Genomic DNA, 16,909 nt, shown 5'->3' with positions numbered 1-16,909 from the left:
GCCCGCGGCGCCGGGAGCCGAGTGGCACACCGACTCGGGTTTTACGCCGAGGGGACGCGATGCGAACCGGGGCGCGAATTTGGCTCGAAGGTTTCGGTGAAGAACCGATTAATTCGGCTCATCCCAATCGGGGGTGTAGGAGTTGGGGTCTGAAGCCGCCGGTCTCGAGCAGGCTTCGGGCGATGTAGTTGGTCAGGTTGCGGAACCCGAGTGCGGAGCCGCGCAGGTGTTCGAGCCGTCCGTTGAGCGCCTCGGTCGGCCCGTTGCTGGTGCCGGGTCGTTCGAAGTAGGCGAGCACGTCAGCGGCTCGCTTCTTCAGGGTCCGGCCCAGGGTGGTGAGCTCGGTGAGCACCTTGGGGACGCCGGCGCTGAGGTCGGTGATCAGCTTCTCCATGAGCTCGCGGCCACGTTGCCGGTCCTCGTGGCAATAGGCGGCGATCATGCGCTGGTAGACACCCCAGGTCGCCTCGACCTCGACGTGAGCGTCATCAGCGAACAGCGCGCGTAGCCTGTCGCTCTTGTCGGTGAGCAGGTCCGCGCCGGTGTGCAGCGTGCGCCGCGACTTGTAGAGCGGGTCGTCCCTGAACCCACGGTGCCCGTGGATCGCGAGTTGGACCCGGCGCCGGCACCTGTCGAGGGCGTCACCGGTCAGGCGCACGACGTGGAAGGGATCCATCACCGTGACCGCGTCCGGGATCTCCTCTGCGGCGGCGGTCTTGAACCCGGTGAAGCCGTCCATCGCGACCACCGCGACCGCGTCACGGAAGGCGTCGTCGCGGTCGGCGAGCCAGGTCTTGAACGCCGCCTTCGACCGGCCCTCGACCATGTCCAGCAGCCTTGCTGGGCCGGCGCCATCGCGGACCGGGGTGAGGTCGATGATCACGGTGACGTACTTGTCGCCACGCCTGGTGTGGCGCCAGACGTGCTCATCGACGCCAATGACCTTCACGCCCTCAAACCGCGTGGGGTCGTTGATCAGCAGCCGCTTGCCTTCAGCCAGGACCGCGTTGTTGGCGGTGTCCCACGCGACCCCGAGTCCCTCGGCGACACGGGCGACGGTGAGGTGTGCGACCACGATTCCTTCCAGCGCCCACCGCAGCCCGGTGCGCGAGAGCTTCGCGCGTGGCTCCGCCGCGGCGCTGGTGTCTTGGCGCCACACGTGTCCGCAGTCGGCACAGCGGTAGCGGCGCACTACAACTTCCAGCACGGTCGGTCGCCAGCCCAGCGGCTCGTGGGCCAACCGCCGGATCACGGTGTCACGAGCAGCGCCTTCGCTGCCGCACCGTCGGCACCACTGATCTGGTTCCACCACGCGGCACGCGAGGACCGCACGATCCGGTTCAAGTCGTTGTCCGGTCACGCTCAGACCGAGGCCGTCGAGTCGAGCGAAGGCGGTCAGGTCAGGGCGGCCGAAGCCGGCCGGCGGGGTAGCGTCGGACACGTCGAGGTCTTTCGGATGGATGGCGTAGGAACCTCCGTCGTCGGGAGACCTCGACGTCTATCTGCGGACCGACGCGCCCGGCCGACCTATACCGTCATCTGAGAAGACCCCTGAAACGTCTTCGACGACGACGGGACCGGCGAGCAGGAGGGCGCGGTGAGCTAAAGGAATGGAGCTTGCTCGGCTTCGACGCCGCCGCAAGCTCCGGTGAAACGGTCGGTACTGGTCGGTCGTCGTCGGTCACCACCGGATGGCGGCGTCCCCCACGCTCGGCGTTTGCGCAGGTCAGCGGCTCGTTCGCCCAGTGGGCGCATCAAGCGATAGACGCAAAGCCGACGTGATTAGGTCGTCGGTTCGATTCCGACAGGCGGCTCCGGCGAACAGCCCCTGACCTGCGGAAACGCTGGTCAGGGGCGGTTCGGTTCTGGTGGTCGCGCGATGCGCTGGCCTCACGGCTCTGCCCGACACCGACGTCGCTCTCCTCTGCGACGGACCCCTCGCCGGCTGAGCGCTCGCGGCCGGCATCCTGTCCGTGTGCCGATAGGCCTCGCACCGCTCGGCAACGCAGCGTGGCGTTGCGTCGCGACCTGGCGACGGCTCGGCGGGGCGCGATCGTCTCGTGCGTTGGCGGACTACGGGAGCTTGGACGCGAGGACGTCGGCCGCCAGGATCTCGGGTGCTGCGCCGAGGAGGTGCTGGTTGGCCATCAGGGCTGCGACGATGGCGCCGTTGGCGTGGGCGTCGCGAGCGGCCTCGTCGGGGAATGCATCGAAGATCCAGAAGGTGTCGGCGTGGGTCCTGACCGCGAACCAGACAATCGTTCCTACTTCTTCGTTGGCGAGTGAGACAGCGCCGGCGAGCAGATCGGCGACCGCGTCGTGCTGTCCATCGGCCGCGACGATCTTGGCGACGAAGGCATACGGAAGTGATGCGGGTGTGGACATGAGGGACTCTCCTAGGTGTCGAGGTTTCTTGGTGAAGCGAGTTCAGCGTATGACGAGCGAGGGCCGGTGGGGAGTGGCGTATACGGCAGTATTGCTATTGTTTACGTCATGCGTATCGGACTGATCGCGATCGACGGCTGCTTCGGTTCGGCTATCGCGTCGATCATCGACATCGTGCGGGTGGCCGACGGAGCCCGCGACGATGTCGACCCGCGGATCGACCCGATCAAACTCGCCATCCTCGGACCGAAACGGAGAGTGACCACGACGGCATCGATGACCCTGTCGGTGGACCACCCGCTGTCGGAGTCCGCAGAGTTCGACGTGGTCGTCGTCCCTGCGCTTGGAACCCTCACGGCCGCCGCTACCAACGACGCCCTCCAGAGCCGAGATGCTCGTTCGGTCATCGCCTCGCTCGGGCGCCTCGACGACGCGACCACCCGGATCGCCGCGGCGTGCACCGGCGTGTTCGCCGTCGCCGAGACCGGACGGATGCATCATCGGCGGGCGACCACCAGCTGGTTCCTGGGGCCGGAGTTCCTGAAGCGCTATCCGACCGTCGCCCTCGATCTCGACACCATGGTCGTGGCCGACGGGAACCTCGTCACCGCCGGCGCCGCCTTCGCCCACATCGACCTCGCGCTCTCACTCGTGCGATCGATCAGCCCCGACCTGGCCCAACATGTCGCCAAGCTCCTCATCATCGACGAGCGTCCGTCGCAGGCGGCCTTCGTCGCCTACGAACATCTCCGGCACGAGGACCCGATCGTCGTCGAGTTCGAACGCTTCGTGCGCGCCCGCCTGGACGAACCGTTCAACGTCGCCTTCGTCGCGCAGTCGCTCGGCACCAGCCGGCGCACCCTCGAACGACGAGTCCGTGCGGCGCTCAACCTCACTCCGCTCGGCTTCGTCCAACGGCTTCGCATCGAACGAGCTCGGCACCTCTCAGCAACCACGGACCTCACCTCCGCCGAGATCGCGCTACGGGTCGGCTACGCGAACGCCGAGACTCTGCGCTCCCTCCTGCGCAGGGAGCGGCGCCGTTCCTGACCTATCGCAATGGCTCTAGCCGGTGTGCTAGTGCTCGACTGGAACCACCTCTCAGCACGTCGCGTCGACGCTCCCGCGTCGCCCCTGGACGACCCACTCGACACGCCCGCAGCACAGGTCATGTGACGTGTCCCGGCTTCGCGGACGGTCGGGGTTGGGTGGCTGTGATGTCGCTGCGTTCTCGTCGAGAGGATCAGCAGACCCGATCAGAGCCGATTGGGATAAGACGCGAAGGCGGTCAGGTCAGGGCGGCCGAAGCCGGCCGGCGGGGTAGCGTCGGTCACGTCGAGGTCTTTCGGATGGATGGCGTAGGAACCTCCATCGTCGGGAGATCTCGACGTCTATCTGCGGACCGACGCGCCCGGCCGACCTACACCCTCATCTGGGAAGAGCCGTTAATTCCTGCTATTCCCTTTCACTCGACGAAAAAGAATGTCGGAAACACGCTATTTGATGTAGACGTTCGTGCATTTCTCGGTATCATTGCGGCCAATGAATACTGCGCTTCACAAATCTGATGCTCTTGCCGATTTGCAATCGTTGATCCGTGTGTACTCGAGTAAGCATCATTGTCTGGCGCTTGCGGTCGTGTTAGGAGAACACAACCAAATCAACTTGCAAAAACGATTTCATGAATGCCCGCAAGGTGTACGAACGTTGGTCAGTGTCGGTCCGTATTTGGTGGTGGGGGCGTTGTGAGCACACTTTCGGTGATCGTTCCGGCATATAACGAGGCCGACACGATCAGACGATGCCTGGACCATCTGATCACCCAGACCAGGCACGTCGACGAGATCATCGTCATCGACAACTCGTCGACGGACGCGACCGCGGCCATCGTCGACGAGTTCGCGGAACACAACGACAACGTCCGGCGCATCGTCGAGCCTCGGCCCGGGGTCATCCCGGCGCGCAATTGTGGATTCGATTCCGCCACGTCGGACATCATCGCAAAAACCGATGCGGACTCGTTCGTGCGGGAGGACTGGGCCGAGCGGATCGTGACGTTCTTCGATTCCGAGGAAGGACAGGCTTACGACGGTCTGACGGGCGTGGTACTCACCTGGGACGGTCCGTCCCGCGTATTACAGCGTCGCCTCGTGACCCTGACGCTGGGCGAGTTGGCCGACGGGGGAAAGATCGGGGGTCTCAGCGGCCCTAATTACGCGATCCGTCAGGTCGCATGGAAACAAGTGCGGGATTCGCTGCGGTCCGACCCGGACATCTGGGAGGAACTCGACCTGAGTCTGGCTTTGTCCGACTGGGGCCTGATGATGTATTTCGACCCGCGCGTCCAGGTAGACACCTCGTGCCGACAGTTACGTCACTCACCGTGGCAGAACCGCTCCTACATCGCCGGTGGTGTACGCACGGCCGCGCGGCGGGGCGACGATGCGGCGGTGAAGGTGCTCCGGGTCGATCGGCCGTTCCGATTCTTGGGATTCACCGTGATGTGGTTGTTGTTCCGGCCTTGGGATGACGAGAAGCACAACTGGCGCCCACATCGACTGCTCATGCCGCTCGAACGGCGCCGCGCCCTCGTCACCTGTGAACGCCGCGCCGACGACCGGTGACCGCGGTGATGGCGTGCGGCGGGTCGCGAACGCCCGCGTAACCTTTCCGCGCGGCCCGACGACAAATTCGTGAATGACGGACCGGGTCAAATTCGTCCGAAACGGCGAATCGTGCGTAAGTTTGTTGTCGTGGACGCCTAGCTTCAGATGGTCGTGCCCGCCCTGCGGAGTCTCGGCTGACGAGCGGGCTGTCCGTGTTGTCCTGTCGTCGACGCGTAGAGGAAGACATGTCCGAGGCCAGTGGTCAGCGACCCTCAGTCGCGTCCTACGAGCCGCGTCATCAACGGCACGACCCGCCCCTTCCGCCACTGCCCGAGGACCCGTTCGTACTGCCGGACCCGGTAGCGGAGCAACTTCGGCGCTGGCGTGCCGAACGGGAGAGTCCCTCGACGCCGACCGCGGACGACGCGGATTCGGACGTCACCTCACCCAACGGCCATACCGCAGGCCCGGCCGCCCGGGCCCCCTATCGCGCCGCACCGCCTGAGGACGAGGCCCTCGTCGGCGAGCGCCCTGTTGATGGGGTGCGTGGCGGCGGCGATGAACGGGCCGACCAGCAAGACTTCGCATCCCCGGAACASAACGGCCACGTCGTCGAGACGGCATCGTTCGATACACCGGAGCGGATGGTTCCGCAGTGGCATCGACCTCCGGCCGATGGGTCCGGATCGCCGACAGTTGCCGTGCCGTCGCCGGAGCCGCCCCCGCCGACCACCGCGGCCTCATCAGGGCTCGCGATCGAGGCCAGGAACCTGCACAAGAAATTCAAGGACATGGTCGCCGTCGAGGACGTGAGCTTCACCGTCCCGGCCGGCAGCATCGTCGCGTTGCTCGGGCCCAACGGCGCGGGTAAGACCACGACGGTCAACATGCTGTGCACCCTGTTGAAGCCCGACGGCGGCACCGCCACCGTGAACGGTCACGATGTCGCACACGACGCGGCATCGGTCCGGAAGTCCATCATGCTGACCGGGCAGTTCGCCGCCCTCGACGAGGCCCTGACCGGCCGCGAGAACCTGGTTCTGTTCGGTCGTCTCCTCGGCCTCGACAAGTCGGCTGCCCGCGCCCGCGCCGACGAACTGCTCGACGCCTTCTCGCTGACCGATGTCGGCGGCAAGCGGGTCCGCGAGTATTCCGGCGGTATGCGCCGACGGATCGACATCGCCTGTGGACTTGTCACCGCGCCGCGGATCGTCTTTCTCGACGAGCCCACGACCGGGCTCGATCCGCGCAGCCGCCTCGAGGTCTGGTCGCTCGTGGAGAAGCTCCGCGACTCCGGTGTCACCATCCTGCTGACCACCCAGTATCTCGAAGAGGCCGACGTCCTGTCCGACAACATCGTCGTCATCGACAAGGGGCGGGTCATCGCCGAGGGAACGTCCGACGAGCTGAAGGCGTCGACCGGTGCGGCCTACTGCGAGGTCACACCCGCCGACCCCGCCGACCGTGCCCGGCTCCGCGACACCCTGGCCGATCTCATCGCCGGTCACGTCCAGGGCGATGACGACCACTTCGTCGCGGTGCCGGCGCCGGACGGCCCCGAGACCCTCGTCGAGGTCATCCGCCGGACGGCGGCGGCCGACATCCCGCTGTCCGACGTCGCGATGCGGCGGCCATCGCTCGACGAGGTCTTCCTGGCGCTGACCGATCCGCGCCGGGACCGGAGTTCGACCTGACATGACGACTTCTGACGTACTGCGATCGGGGGCGACGTCGTCGGGATCGGTCACAACCGTGCTGACCGAGCCGCGCGTGCGGCCTGTCCAGCAGTGGTGGGCGCTGTCCGGTCGCGGGATCTCGAAGGTGTTCCGGGGCGGTGAGGTGATCTTCGCGTTCGTGTCCCCGGCCTTCCTCGCGATCTGCTTCTACCTACCGCTGCGCAGCATCGTCGAGGTCACGCCCGGGATCAACTACGGGCAGTTCCTGATGCCGATCATCGTGCTGCAGTCGGTGAACTTCGCTGCGTCCTCGGCGGCGATGCGTGCGGCCTTCGACGGCGTCCAGGGGATCAACACCCGGTTCCGGGTGATGCCGATGTCGCCGGTGATCCCGATGTTGGCACGGACCGCGACGAACGGTGTCCTGCTGGTGATCTCGCTCGTCTGCGCGGCGGTGGCCTGCCTGATCATCGAGTGGCGTCCGGGCGGCGGTCTGTGGGGCACCGTCGGGCTGTTCGGTTTGGCGTTCCTGATCGGCGCCCTGTTCTCGTGGGCGGCCGACGGCCTGGGACTGGTGGCCGGAAGTCCGGAGGCCACCAGTCAGGCGCTGGCGCTGCCGACGCTGATCCTGGGCATGATGTCCACGGGGTTCGTGCCGCTGACCCAGTTCCCGGAGTGGATTCAGCCGTTCGTGCGCAACCAGCCGATCTCGCAGTTCGCGGATTCGATGCGCGCTCTCGACGCCGGGACCGCCACATGGCACCAACTGCAGCCGTCGCTGTGGTGGTGCGCCGGCCTGGCCGCGACCGCGCTGCTTCTGCTGGCGATCAGTACGCGGAGGGCGCGCTGATGAGCGCCGTCGACGTGAGCACGGCGACCGTCGGGGAACCGGGCGCCCAGCGACAATTCTTGACGACCGCAGCCACCGACGTGCCGCGGGAGTGGTCGTTCCGGGCGTGGTGGCACCAGAGTCTCCCGCTCGCCGGCCGACAGATCGTGGTGTTCGTCCGCGACGTCCCTACCCTGATGCAGGCGCTGCTCTTCCCAGCGCTGAGCATGATCATGTTCAAGGTCGTACTCGGCGACGCCATCGGGTCGGCAACCGGCCAGAACAGTGCCTATGGCACGGTGCCGCTGGTGATCCTCGTCGGTGCGATGTTCGGTTCGATCGCCTCGGCGACTCGGCTGAACCGGGAACGGGCCACGGGTCTGCTGGCCAGGCTGTACGTCCTGCCGATCCATCGGGCGGCCGACCTCACCTCGCGGGTGATGTCCGAGCTGGTCCGCATCCTCGTGACGACGCTCATCCTGCTCGCCGCCGGCCACCTGATCGGTTTCCGGTTCACCCAGGGGTTCGGATCGGCGATCGGACTGGTACTGGTGGCTCTCGCGTACGGCGCCGCGTTCGCCACCCTCACCCTCGCACTCGCCGTCAGCGCCCGGCCGGGAGCGCCGATCGTGCCCTATCTCGGACTGGCATCGAGTCTGCTGATGTTCTTCAATTCCGGTTTCTCGCCGATAAGCGCTTATCCCACCTGGCTGCAGCCGATCGTCGCTAATCAACCGATGACCCCGGCCATCGAAGCCATGCGTGCGCTGGCCGCGGGCGGTCCTCTCGCCGAGAATCTGGTGAAAGTCGCGGTTTGGACCGTGGTGATTCTGGTCATTTCCATCTATCCAGCTCTTCGCGGTTATCGAAAGGCCGCAAGGGACCGATGACCGCGAACCGATCCAGTGGCGTCCGGGTAACGAATGACGCTCGGTATGGCTTCAGCCGCGCCGACGTGGACCGCCCCACCATCGGCCGCGCGCACATCCACGCTGGTCAGAGTCCTATGCGCCCAGCGCGACGCCCGTCGGGGGCGGTTGTCTCGCCGGGCCTGGACACGCCGCGGCAGGTAACAAGGAAGGTGGCGTCGGCGATGGCATTCTCAGAGGCTGGCCCCGCATCCCGGTTTCATGAGACCCCCTCGCGTGAAATAGGATGGAGATTCTGTGTCGGCGTCCGATGTGGAGGGTCTGAACGATTACCAACGGCAGTGTCGTGAGGTCTAATCGACTGCAGGACTAGCGAGGGAGAGTTCAGAGGACGTGGCAATCGCCGATTACCGTGCGGGTACGCCGGGTGACGTGGACGAGACCATTCAGGTCCTCCCGCTCACCGCGGCGCAGCGCGGCATGTGGTTCGCCGAGTCGCTGTCGTCCGAGTACTCGGTCAACATCGCTCAGTACGTGGACATCCGCCACGCGCCGGGTGGACTGGACATCGACCTCTTCGCCCGTTGTTGTGAAGAGGTCGGGAAACTCGTTGAGTCGCCCTTCGTCCGTCTGACCGAGATCGACGGCATCCCCATGCAGTACGTCGACGTCGACTTCGATCAGACCGTCGACATCCTCGACTTCCGTTCCGAGGCCGACCCGGTCGCCGCGGCGATGGCGTGGATGCAGGCCGAGTACCGACAGCCGGTTGATCTCCTCACCGACCAGTTCATCATCGTCTCGATCCTGCTGATCTCCGACGATCGCACGTTCTGGTACAACCGCGCCCATCACATCATCATCGACGGCTATGCCGCGCTGTCGATCATGCGGCGCACCGTCGACCGCTACAACGCTCTCCGCCGGGGAGAGGAACCGCGCGACAAGCCGCCGGCCACCATGGCCGACATCGTCGCCTACGAAGAGGCCTACCAGGGCAGTACCCGGCGGCAGACCGACCGCGCGCACTGGCTCGACCGCGTCGCGGACCTGCCGGAGCGAGTGACCCTGTCGAAGGTCGGCACCGCCGGTTCGCTCTCCTTCGACAACGTCGTCTCCAGCGCCGCCCTCGACCCCGATCGGCAACGCCGGTACGAGGCCCTCGCCGGTGAGCTGAACAGTTCACTGGCCGTCCTGATGACCTCGGCGTTCGGCGCGTTCCTGGCGCGCATGAGCAATCACGACGACATCGTCCTCAGCCTCCCGGTCACCGGCCGGGCCACCGCCAAGATCAAGATCTCCGGCGGCATGGTGTCCAACATTTTGCCGATCCGGTTGCGTGAGGTGGCCTCGAAGTCGGTGCGGGAGCTGATCCAGACCGCGCAGCTCGAACTGACCGGCGCATTGCGGCACCAGCGCTACCGGTCCGACGACATCCGTCGCGACGCCGGTCTCGATCAGAGTTCGGTCTCGTTCGGGCCCACCATCAACATGGTGTTCTTCGACGAGCAGGTCGCCATCGACGGCACCGAGATGGAGTACCGGATCCTGACCTCGGGCATCCTCGAGGATCTGCTGATCAACCTGTACCAGTCGAGCCCTGGCGCACCGCTGGTCGTGGACTTGCACGGCAACCCGAACCTGTACGCACCGGCCGAACTCGACGCGCTGCACCAGCGATTCCTGACGTTCCTGGACCGGTTCCTGTCGGCGGAGTCACTCGATACCCCTGTCACCGACATCGGCCTGCTCGTGGACAGCGATCACCGGTTGCTCGAGTCGCTTCCACAGCCACATCCGCGGGCGGCCACGCCGACCCTCGTCGAGATGTTCGACGAGGTCGCAGCCGCCCATCGTCACCGGGGAGCGGTCTCCGACGCCGACGGCACGACCCTCAGTTACGCCGAGCTCGCGAGCCGCTCGGACGCGATGGCGCGATCGTTGCGCGCTCGCGGTATCGGAGCAGGCGACCTGGTCGGCGTCGCGACGGCTCGCGACACGAGTCTCGTCGTGGTGATGCTCGCCGTGCTGAAGGCGGGAGCGGGATACCTGCCACTCGACACCGGCAATCCGGAAGAGCGTCTGCGTTATATCGTCGACGACGCCGCCCCGGCGTGCCTGATCGTCTCCGACGGCGATCGGCCCGGGTGGGCGGGGGAGTGCGAGGTCGTCGAGGCCGGACATCTCCTCGACGAGGCGGGGACTCCGGAAGTCGCCGCGGTCCCGGTACCGCGCGGCCCGCGGACCCCGGAGGCGACGGCCTACGTCATCTACACCTCCGGGTCGACGGGGGCGCCCAAGGGCGTCGAGATCGTGCATCGGAACGTCGCCACGCTGCTCGACGCGGCGTCGGCCGACTTCGAGTTCACGCCCGAGGACGTGTGGTCGGTCTTCCACTCCTACGCCTTCGACTTCTCTGTGTGGGAGATCTTCGGCCCGCTGCTCACCGGCGGTCGTGCGGTGATCGTGGACCGGATGGTCGCCCGTGCGCCCGCCGAGTTCCTGCAGTTGCTCGCCGACGAGCAGATCACCGTGGCGTCCCTCACGCCCTCGGCGTTCAGCATCGTGGCCGACGTCCGGCGCCGCACCGGAACGCCGTTGGCGTTGCGCTACATCGTCTTCGGTGGCGAGGAGCTGCGCTTCGACGAGGTGCACAACTGGTACGAGGCGTTCGGTGACGATATCGAACTCGTCAACATGTACGGCATCACCGAGACGACGGTCCATGTGACCTACCGTCCGCTCGATCCCGATCTGGTGCGCGACGAGAGTGCGAGCCTCATCGGCCGTCCGTTGAACTCGCTCGGCCTGCGGGTCCTCGACAACCGCCTGCGTCCCGTGCCCGAGGGTGCGGTCGGCGAGATCTACGTCGTCGGCGGTCAACTCGCAAGCGGGTACCGCAACCGCCACGGCCTCACGGCGACCCGATTCGTCGCCGACCTGCACGGCACCGGCGAGCGGATGTACCGGTCCGGCGATCTGGGCCGGCGGATCGGTACCGACGTCCAGTATCTGGGGCGCGCGGACACCCAGGTGCAGTTGCGGGGATTCCGGGTGGAACTGGGCGAGGTCGAGACGGCGCTGCGCGCCGTCGACGGCGTCGCCGCGGCCGCTGCGGTCGTCACCGACGCGGCATCGGCCGGCGGGGCGAAACTGGTGGGATACGCGGTCGCCGAAAACGGTTGCGAGCTCGACGAAGCCGAAATCCGCGAGCAGGTCCGCGCCCATGTACCCGGATACATGGTGCCCGACATCGTCATGCTGATCGACGAGTTGCCCCTCACCGCGAACGGCAAGCTGAACCGGCAGGCGCTGCCCGCGCCGGTGTTCGCGCGTGACGAACGGGTCGCCTACGTCGCGCCGTCGACTCCGCGGGAACGCGAAGTGGTCGCCATCGTCGAAGAGCTGCTCGACATCGAGCCGATCGGGCTGCAGGACAACATCTTCGCCCTCGGCGCGGACTCGCTCACCGCTGCCCGACTGGCGTCGCGCCTGCGCACCGTCGTCGGGCTCGACATCAAGCTGGCCAACGTCTTCGAGAGCCAGAGCCTCGGCGACATCATCCGGGTCGCGACACCGGTGACCGACGACGCCGCCGCGCGCCGGCCGGAGCTCGTGCCGCAGCCGCGCCCGGACCGGATTCCGTTGGCCTTCAGCCAACGTCGTCTCTGGTTCATCAACCGGCTGGACCCGACCTCGCCGGCCTACAACATCCCGGGGGCGGTGCGGCTCGGCGCCGACGTCGACGCCACCGCGCTCGCCGCGGCGATCGATGATGTCATCGCGCGACACGAGCCGTTGCGGACGACGTTCCCCGACGAGGACGGGGAGACCTACCAGTTCATCCATTCGGCGCAGGCGGCGGCCGCGGCGCGGTTGTTCGACGTGGTCGACGTGGCACCCGTGGACACCGAACGCAGGCTCGCCGACTTCGCGGTGACCGGTTTCGACCTGAATTACGAATATCCGGTCCGCGCACGACTTTTCCGCTCTGTGGCGCCCGACGGAACGCTCGATCACGTTCTGATCGTCGTCATGCACCACATCGTCGGCGACGGTGCTTCGCTGGGACCGTTGATCACCGACGTCCTGACGGCCTACGCCGCGCGGCTCGCCCACGAGCAGCCCGCATGGCGCCCGCTGCCGGTGCAGTACGCCGACTACGCGCTGTGGCAGCGCGACGTCCTGGGGGAGACCACCGACGACACCTCGCTCATGTCGGCGCAACTCGACTTCTGGCGCGCCGAACTGGCGGGGATGCCCGAGCTCATCTCGCTGCCCACCGACCGTGCGCGGCCCATCCGGCCCTCCGGTGCAGGCGGATACGTCGACACCCTCCTCGACGCCGACACCGTCGTCCGGCTGCACGCGGTGGCCGCACAGCACGGTGTGACCGTCTTCGCGATCTTCCACGCTGCGCTCGCCGTGGTGTTGTCGCGTCTGTCCGGCAGCGACGACGTCGCCATCGGCACCGCCATCGCCGGCCGGGACGAGCCGGAACTCGCCGACCTGATCGGCATGTTCGTCAACACCCTCGTGCTCCGCACGCGGGTGCATCCCGACACCGACCTCAACAGTCTGCTGAGCGAGGCCAATCACACTCGCGCGCAAGCACTCAGCAACGCCGATGTGCCCTTCGAGCAGGTCGTGGACGCGGTGGGTGCGCGCCGTTCCACCGCGCATTCGCCGCTGTTTCAGGTCGAGCTGGTGATGCAGCACGATCAGGTCGAGCGGCTCTTCGAGGACGAGGCCGGAATCAGCCTCATCGACGCGCGGGCACCGTTCGCGAAATACGACCTCTCGCTCAGTGTCGTCGAGTACGCCGATACCGGCGACCACGCCGGGCAGATCTCGGTGGCGTTCGGGTATGCGCGTGACCTGTTCGACGAGAGCACGATCGAACGGTTCGCCGGCTACCTCCACGATGTGTTGGGGACGATCGCCGGCTCGCTCGGGCGTGACGATGCCGGACCAGCGCTGCGCGTCGATGATCTCTTCGCGTTCCCCGAGGCCGAGGTGCACACGGTCCGGGGCTGGTCCCGCGGCGCCGCACGGGAACTCTCCGCGCCTGATCTGTCGGCTGCGCTGCTGACCGGATATCGCCGGGATCCCGCCGCGGTGGCGTTGGTCTTCGCCGGCCGCGAGGTCACCTACGGCGAATTCGCTTCCCGTGCAACGGCGCTCGCACGACAGCTGATCGACGACGGTGTCGGTCCGGATGTCGCGGTGGCCGTGTGCATTCCGCGCTCGGTGGAACTACTCGTCGCGGTGCACGCCATCGTGCTGGCAGGTGGTCAGTACGTGCCGCTCGACACCGAGGCGCCGGTCGACCGCGCCGACTACATGCTCGAGACCGCCGGTACCCGGCGCGTACTCGTCGGACCGGGGCCCCGCCCCGCCGTGGTCGACGACCTCGCCGACCGCGTCACGGTCACCGTGGTCGACGTCGCGGCCGAGATCGACTCGGACGCGGCACCGCTCGCCTCGACCGAGCGTCGCGGGCCGCTCGGTCCGGAGAACGCCGCGTACACGATCTTCACGTCCGGGTCGACCGGACGCCCCAAGGGTGTCGTCGTGTCCCATCGCGCGATCGTCAACCGCCTCGACTGGATGCAGGAGCACTACACGCTCACCCAGCGCGACGTGGTGCTGCAGAAGACGCCGGTGACCTTCGATGTGTCGGTGTGGGAGTTGTTCTGGCCCTTCATCTCCGGATCTCGGCTGGTGGTCGCCGAGCCCGGCGGGCACGGGGATCCGTCGTACCTCGTGGACATCATCCAGGACGCGGACGTGACCACACTGCATTTCGTGCCGTCCATGCTGTCGACCTTCCTCGACGTCGTCGGTGCGGACCGGCTGGCCGAACTGAGCTCGTTGCGTCAGGTGTTCACCTCGGGGGAGGCATTGACCGCCTCGACCGCGAGTGGCCTGCGCACCGTGCTGCCCGCCGTCGGGTTGCACAATCTGTACGGGCCCACCGAGGCCGCGGTCGACGTCACCGAGCACAACGTCCGCGGTTCGGAGACGGTCGTACCGATCGGGCGACCGGTGCCCAACACGACGATCCACGTCCTCGACCACCGGTTGCGTCCGCTCCCGTTCGGCGTGCCCGGTGAGATCTATCTCGGCGGCGTCCAACTGGCGCGTGGATACGCCTCGCAGGGACGCCTCACCGCCGAGCGGTTCGTGGCCGACCCGTTCGGGCCGCCGGGTGCGCGTCTGTACCGGACGGGCGACCTTGCCAGATGGACCGCGGCGGGTGAGATCGAGTACCTCGGTCGTAACGACTTCCAGGTCAAGCTGCGCGGACAGCGGCTCGAGCTGGGCGAGATCGAGGCGGCCCTGATGTCGGTCCCCGACATCGTGCATGCGGCGGTGACGGTCGCCGATCTGTCGGCCGGGCAGAGTCTGGTGGCGTACTACTCTCCCAACACCGTCGCCCCGGCAGACGCCCAGACGCATCTGGCCGGCACCGTTCCCGAGTACATGGTCCCGTCGATCTGGATGCCGCTTCCCTCCATGCCGCTCAACCCGGCCGGGAAGGTCGATCGAAAGGCATTGCCCGCGCCGGTGATCGAGACCGCGGACTTCGTTCCCGCCGCAGGCGACACCGAAGCCGCGATCGCGGTCGTGTTCGCCGACGTGCTCGGCATGGACGAGGTCAGTGTGGTCGAGTCCTTCTTCGATCTCGGCGGGAACTCGCTGGGCGCGACGAAGGTCGCGGCACGCCTGTCTGCCGAACTCGGCATCGACATCCCGGTGGCCACGGTCTTCGCCGCCCCGTCGGTGCGCGAGCTGGCTGCGTTCACACACGACCACGCGCATGACGCCCCGTCGCGGCGACCGCGCCTGGTCGCCGGGCAGCGGGGGACGACTGCACCGCTCTCTGCGGTACAGCGCGGTATGTGGCTGATCAACCGGGCCGATCCGGCGTCGCCGGCCTACAACGTCGCGATGGCGCTGCGCCTGTCGGGACAGTTGGACACCGACGCGATCGGAGGCGCCATCGAGGACCTCATCGACCGCCACGAGTCGATGCGGACGCGCTATCCGCTGATCGACGGCGAGCCGATCCAACTCGTGCTCGACCGAGACGCGGCACTCGAATTGCTCGAGCGCAGCGTCGTCGACGTCGATGGCGACCCCGTGCCGGTGATCGCGGAGTTCACCGGCCGTGGCTTCGACGTCACGATCGCCCCGCCGCTGCGGATGATGTTGCTGCGACTCACCGAGACCGAGCACATCCTGGTCTTCGTCGTCCACCACATCACCGCGGACGGCGCCTCGATGCTGCCACTGGCCACCGATGTCATGACCGCCTATTCGGCTAGGGTGGCCGGCCGCCGGCCGGAGTGGCAGCCGCTCGCGGTCCAGTACCTGGACTACACGCTGTGGCAGCAGGAGGCACTCGCCGTCCCCGGGCCCGACGGGACGACCGAGGCGGACCGACAGCTCGCCTATTGGGCCGACCGGCTCCACAACGCGCCGGCCCGGCTGGAGTTGCCGACCGACCGTCCCCGCCCGCGGACGCCGTCCTTCGTCGGCGAGGAGGTGCGCTTCGACATCGACGGCGGCCTGGTGCACAAGCTCGAGGCGGTCGCGCGCCAGCACAACGCGACACTGTTCATGGTGATGCAGACCGCACTGGTGGTGCTCCTGAGCCGGCTGACCACCCAGCGCGACATCGTGATCGGCACCCCGTTCGCCGGGCGGGGTCAGCCAGAACTCGACGGCATGGTCGGCATGTTCGTCAACACCCTGGCCCTGCGGTCGCGGCTCCAGGACGAAGAGAAGTTCGCCGAGCTCCTCCAGCGGGTCCGCGACGAGGACCTGGCGGACATGGCGAACGCCGAGATCCCGTTCGATACGATCGTGTCATCTGTTCTCTCCTCGCCGCCCACCAGTTACAACCCGATCTATCAGGTGATGTTCGCCTACCAGAACTTCACCATCCCCTCGCTCGACATGGACTCGATGACGATCGCACCGGTATCCGAGCAGTTGACCCCAGCCAAGGTGGATCTCCAGCTCACGTTGTTCCCGAACGACTTCGGTGCACCGGCAGCAAAGGACGCTGATTCAATGACGGGCCAGTTGATCTACGCCGCCGACATCTTCACCAAGAACACGGTCGAGAGCTATGCGCAGCGGTACCTGCGAGTACTCGAGGAGGTGTCGGAGAACCCGCAGGTGCTGGTGGGCGACATCGACATCGTCACCGCGGCCGAACAGGCGGCGGCCGGTGACATCGCCGACGCCGAACGCGCCGTCTCGCTCCCCGATCTGGTCGCCCGTGCCACGGCCGCACAGCCGGATGCGGTGGCGGCCGCACATCAGGATGCGCAGGTAACGTTCATGGTGCTGTCGTCGATCAGTGATGCGATGGCTGCCGCACTCCCTGACCCGGACTCTGCCCTCACCACCGCGCTGATGAGCTTGTTGCCCGGCCTCGCGGTGTCGGGGCCCGACGCACTCGGTGACGTACTGGGAGAGCTCCGCACCAACGCCCTCCGGGTTCTGGATGGCGCGCCGTGACCGGAGGCG

At 67.1% G+C, this 16,909-nt stretch carries 8 protein-coding genes; 6 read left to right on the top strand and 2 right to left on the bottom strand.

Annotated features, from left to right (window positions below; all coding sequences use genetic code 11):
* Window positions 1-118 precede the first annotated feature (118 nt).
* Complete coding sequence (locus A9310_RS15475; protein WP_065631404.1) at window positions 119-1,441, bottom strand: ISL3-like element ISPfr2 family transposase; 1,323 nt, start codon at window positions 1,439-1,441, stop codon at window positions 119-121.
* A 632-nt stretch (window positions 1,442-2,073) separates the two neighbouring features.
* Entirely contained in the window at window positions 2,074-2,385 is a 312-nt protein-coding gene (locus tag A9310_RS15470) for a putative quinol monooxygenase (RefSeq protein WP_005180837.1), read from the bottom strand.
* A gap of 108 nt (window positions 2,386-2,493) precedes the next feature.
* Here A9310_RS15470 and A9310_RS15465 point away from each other — a divergent pair, with 108 nt between their 5' ends.
* From A9310_RS15465 to A9310_RS15440, 6 genes are all read left to right on the top strand, one after another.
* Window positions 2,494-3,435, top strand: a complete 942-nt coding sequence (locus A9310_RS15465) for a GlxA family transcriptional regulator (protein WP_065631403.1) — start codon at window positions 2,494-2,496, stop codon at window positions 3,433-3,435.
* A 695-nt stretch (window positions 3,436-4,130) separates the two neighbouring features.
* The gene (locus A9310_RS15460) at window positions 4,131-5,009 is read left to right on the top strand and encodes a glycosyltransferase family 2 protein (RefSeq protein ID WP_065631402.1); all 879 of its coding nucleotides are present in this window, start codon (window positions 4,131-4,133) and stop codon (window positions 5,007-5,009) included.
* A gap of 227 nt (window positions 5,010-5,236) precedes the next feature.
* Window positions 5,237-6,685: an ATP-binding cassette domain-containing protein gene (locus tag A9310_RS25945; protein ID WP_175401146.1), complete on the top strand. Its 1,449-nt coding sequence runs from the start codon at window positions 5,237-5,239 to the stop codon at window positions 6,683-6,685.
* Between the two features lies 1 nt (window position 6,686).
* Window positions 6,687-7,517 (top strand): ABC transporter permease, encoded by an 831-nt coding sequence (locus A9310_RS15450; RefSeq protein ID WP_065631401.1) that lies wholly within the window; start codon window positions 6,687-6,689, stop codon window positions 7,515-7,517.
* The gene (locus A9310_RS15445) at window positions 7,517-8,386 is read left to right on the top strand and encodes an ABC transporter permease (protein ID WP_065631400.1); all 870 of its coding nucleotides are present in this window, start codon (window positions 7,517-7,519) and stop codon (window positions 8,384-8,386) included. Before A9310_RS15450 ends, A9310_RS15445 begins: the two co-directional genes overlap by 1 nt.
* Window positions 8,387-8,758: 372 nt before the next feature.
* The gene (locus A9310_RS15440; protein ID WP_065631399.1) at window positions 8,759-16,900 is read left to right on the top strand and encodes an amino acid adenylation domain-containing protein; all 8,142 of its coding nucleotides are present in this window, start codon (window positions 8,759-8,761) and stop codon (window positions 16,898-16,900) included.
* Window positions 16,901-16,909 lie beyond the last annotated feature (9 nt).

The organism is Gordonia sp. UCD-TK1 (assembly GCF_001691435.1).
GTDB lineage: Bacteria > Actinomycetota > Actinomycetes > Mycobacteriales > Mycobacteriaceae > Gordonia > Gordonia hongkongensis.
This window is presented reverse-complemented; position numbering and strand designations above follow the sequence as displayed.